At 73.1% G+C, this 3,982-nt stretch carries 3 protein-coding genes; 1 reads left to right on the top strand and 2 read right to left on the bottom strand.

Going from position 1 to position 3,982, the window contains the following annotated elements; all coding sequences use genetic code 11:
* Positions 1-180: 180 nt before the first annotated feature.
* Both J0670_RS32360 and J0670_RS32355 read right to left on the bottom strand, forming a co-directional pair.
* A complete protein-coding gene (locus tag J0670_RS32360) occupies positions 181-2,172 on the bottom strand; it encodes a LamG-like jellyroll fold domain-containing protein (protein WP_207815618.1) in 1,992 nt (663 codons plus the stop codon).
* A gap of 123 nt (positions 2,173-2,295) precedes the next feature.
* Positions 2,296-3,180, bottom strand: a complete 885-nt coding sequence (locus tag J0670_RS32355) for an RNA polymerase sigma-70 factor (RefSeq protein ID WP_207815616.1) — start codon at positions 3,178-3,180, stop codon at positions 2,296-2,298.
* Positions 3,181-3,364: 184 nt separating this feature from the next.
* On the opposite strand from J0670_RS32355, the gene J0670_RS32350 reads away from it, so the two are divergent.
* Positions 3,365-3,847, top strand: a complete 483-nt coding sequence (locus J0670_RS32350; protein ID WP_207815614.1) for a carboxymuconolactone decarboxylase family protein — start codon at positions 3,365-3,367, stop codon at positions 3,845-3,847.
* Positions 3,848-3,982: the final 135 nt, after the last annotated feature.

Here is a 3,982-nt window from a genome sequence, read left to right as displayed (position 1 = left end):
GGCCCGCTCGCGGCCGTGGGCGCGGGGCTGCTGGTCGCCGGCGGCGGCGCGGTCTACGTCGCCCGCCGCAAGCGCGGCCGTCGCGCCTGAGCCGCTGCCTGACGACTCGTTCGACGCGTGACCCGGGCACCGCCGGGCCCTTCCGGGGGCCCGGCGGTGCCTGCGTTCCGAGGCGGGCGGTCAGCGGGCGTTCATGAACTCGCCCACCCGCAGCGCCCGCCGCACGATCCGGACGTCGCCGACGTATCCGTGGAACACCTTGTCGAGCAGCCCCGCGTAGGAGTAGCCGCCGAGCATCCAGGGGCGCCCCAGCGTGGTCAGCCCGACCGCCGGGGTCGCGGGGTTGCGCGCCACCTCGCAGCCCTCCACGTACATCCGGCTGAGCTTCCCGTCGTTGACCACCGCCACGTGCCACCACCGGTCCAGCGGCAGCTGGTGCCCCCAACAGGTGGACGACCCGGACTGGCTGAGCGGGTAGACGCACCACTGGAGCGCCGGGGCCTCGGAGACGCTGAGCGTGGCGATCGGCTCCTCCGCGTCCGTCGAGGGGCCGTTCTTGCCCGCCTCGCCGGCCGCTCCCCAGCGGCTGAGGATCGCCGACCAGCGGCTCTGCCCGGAGTCCCAGTTCGCGGGGAGCTTGAAGAAGGCCTCGACGGTGAAGCCGCGCTCGAAGGTCTCCCGGTTCACCGGCGCGTTCGGCACCGTCTCCAGGTAGCCGCCGCGCACCGGGGAGCGCTTGCCGTCGAAGAGCACGCTGCCGTGGCCCGGCTGGTCGGGGTGGTGCTCGGCGGACCAGGTGAGCGCCGGCTCGGGTGTGCCCGGCGCGATCCGCAGCAGCAGGTCGTTGCCCTGCCCCGCCAGGTCCTTGACCACCTGCTGCGCGCCGACGGCCGTACCGTCGCCGCCGCCGCCGTCGAAGCGCCAGTAGGCCACGGTGTCCCGGACCAGCAGTTCGGCGGGCCCCCGTGCCGGGCGCTGCGGGGCGGGTGCGAAGCCGGCGAAGCGCCGCTCGAAGTCGATCGGGATCGAGAAGCGGTCCACGTCCGAGGTCAGCTCCGCCTCCTGGGCCGCCAGCGCGTTGCGCTGTTCGGCGGCGGTCTGCTGGACCCACGGCGAGAAGGTCGACACGTCGATGGTGTCGCGGTCGAGGTCGAAGCGGTAGCTGCGGAGCATCGCGGCGCCGCCGTAGTAGCGGTCCTGGTAGTTGGTGATGTGGACGTGCACGTCGTGCCCGGCCCTGTTCTTCAGCACGGTGCGGCCGGGTGGCCAGTAGTGCCCGTTGACGGTGAGGAAGATCTGGTCGTTGCCGTTGATCAGCTTCTCCCACAGCCGCTTGCCGTAGTCGGACAGGGCGGCCTTGCCGTCGGCGTCGGCGTAGGCCAGCTCATGGGTGGTCAGGATCACCGGGAGCGTCGGGTTGGCGGCGATCACGCCGTTGGCCCAGGCGAAGCCCGCGTCCGACAGCCGCCAGTCCAGCGAGAGCAGCATCCAGTCCCGGCCACCGGCCCGGAAGACGTGGCAGGTGTTGTAGCCGTCCGGGCTTGAGGAGCGGTAGCCGGCGGTGCGGGCGGCCCTGGCCTTGCTGAAGGTCTCCAGGTACGGGGTGGGGCCGCGCCGGTCGTCGGTCGAGGAGCGGACGTCGTGGTTGCCGGCGAGCACGCCGTAGGCGGCGCCCGCGTCGTCCAGCAGGCCGAACACCTTGGTGACCTCGGCGTACTCGGCGGCCAGCCCGTTCTCGGTCACGTCGCCGAGGTGGGCGAGGAAGACGATGTTGTCGTCCGTGCCGTCCTCGCGGTTGACCCCGCCGTCGAGCACGTAGCGGACGGAGGCCTCCAGCGGCGCGGGGTGGATCCGGTCCTGGTCGAACAGGTACTGGGTGTCGGGCAGCACGGCCACGGTGAACTGCCGGGCGTCCGGATCGGGCTGCCAGCGGTTCTTGCGCTTCTTCGGCTTCTTGCCGTCGTTCTGATCGGACGGGCGGTCGCCCGGCTTCGGGGCGGCCGAGGCGGGCCCGGCGGTCAGCAGGCCCAGCCCGGCGGAGCCGACCCCGGCCCCGAGCAGCCCGGCCCCGCGCAGGAACCGGCGGCGGCCGGCGGCGGCGGACCCGTCCCCGTCGAGGTCGGCGGTCCGGGGGCAGCCGCAGCCGCGGTCGGCCGCCTGGTCGTCGTGCATGTTCGCTCCCAGTGGGGTGGTTTGGGCCCTGACCGTAGGCTCCGGGAGCGGTCAAAGATCATCGGCCGAGCCACGATCCGCTGAACAGCCGTCGAACGCGACGGACCGGGCGGCGACGCGCGGCTACCGCCGCAGAGCCGTCTCGCTGGTCATCCGGGAGAGCTTCTCCGGGTTGCGGACGGCGTAGAGGCCGGTGACCAGACCGTCGTCCAGGCGCAGCGCGAGCACGGTGTCGATCTCGCCGTCGAGCCGGACCACCAGCGCCGGGTGGCCATTGACCTGCTCCGCCCGCAGCGACACCGCCCGCAGGGCGATCCGGCGCAGCAACTGGGCCACCCGCCCTGCGCCCACGACCGGCCGCAGGGCGGCCCGGACCACTCCCCCGCCGTCGCCCAGCAGCACGACATCGGGCGCGAGCAGGTCCATCAGGTCACGCAGGTCACCGGTCTCGACGGCCCGGCGGAAGGCCTCCACCGCCCGCCGTGCCTCGGCGGGCGTCACCTCCCCCCGCGGGCGGCGCGCGGCGACGTGGGCGCGGGCCCGGTGGGCGATCTGACGGACGGTGGCGGGGGTCTTGCCGACCGTCCCGGCGATCTCCTCGTACTCCAGGCCGAACACCTCGCGCAGTACGAACACCGCGCGCTCGGTCGGACCGAGGGTCTCCAGCACCAGCAGCATCGCCATCGAGACACTGTCGGCGAGCTCGACGTCGTCGGCGACGTCCGGCGAGGTCAACAGCGGTTCGGGCAGCCAGGGGCCGACGTAGGACTCCCGACGCCGCGCCGCCGACCGCAGCCGGTTGAGCGCCTGACGGGTGCTGATGCGCACCAGGTAGGCGCGGGGGTCACGGACGGCGGAGAGGTCGACACCGACCCAGCGCAGCCAGGTCTCCTGAAGGACGTCCTCGGCGTCGGCGGCCGAGCCGAGCAGCTCGTAGGCGACGGTGAACAGCAGGTTGCGATGGGCGACGAACGCCTCCGTCGCCGCGTCCGTGCTGTGCTCGCTCATGCCCCGTCCCGTCCTTCCGCTCGCGGATCCTCCGCACTCGGGACAGCGCTCGACGCTCGCGCGTGACATCCGCGGCCGGTGGCGTGCGTCACAGCTTCCCGCCGTCACGGGGCGCGGGCCGTCCGTGTCTCGTGACCGTCGGGTGCGGCCGCCCCCGACGGGAACGAGTGAGGACGACGACACGATGGAACCCCGCTTCAACCTGTTCGACAGCCCGACCGCCGCCAAGGTCGCCAAGCGCTTCTACAGCACCTCGCTGGCCCTCCAGGAGTCGACGCTCCCGAAGGGCCTCCAGGAGCTGCTTTCGCTGCGCGCCAGTCAGATCAACGGCTGCGGATTCTGCGTGGACATCCACACCCAGGAGGCCGCGGCCTCCGGGGAGACGACTCGGCGCCTCCACCTGGTGGCCGCCTGGCGCCACAGCTCCGTGTTCACCGAGGCCGAGCGCGCCGCGCTGGCGCTCGCCGAGGAGGGCACCCGGCTCGCGGACGGCGCCGAGGGCGTCTCCGACGCGACCTGGGCTGCGGTGCGCGAGCACTACGACGACGACCAGGTCGGCGCGCTGGTCTGCCTGATCGCGATGATCAACGCGGCCAACCGGATGAGCGTGATCGTCCGGAACCAGGGCGGCTCCTACGCGCCCGGCGCCTTCACCGCGCTCGACTGAGCCACCGGGTGCGCCCCGCCCGCGCGGGGCGCACCCACACCCCGGAGAAGCCTTGCTGACGTTTCGTCAACAAGTTCGACGCGGCCGCTTGACGGCGTATCGACACGGTCCTAGAACGTAGTCAGCTGCCCGGTG

Origin of the sequence: Streptomyces sp. FH025, from assembly GCF_017427025.1 — a bacterium.
Classification (GTDB): domain Bacteria; phylum Actinomycetota; class Actinomycetes; order Streptomycetales; family Streptomycetaceae; genus Kitasatospora.
The sequence above is the reverse complement of the archived record's forward strand: the minus strand, read 5'-3'. Positions and strand labels throughout refer to the sequence as shown.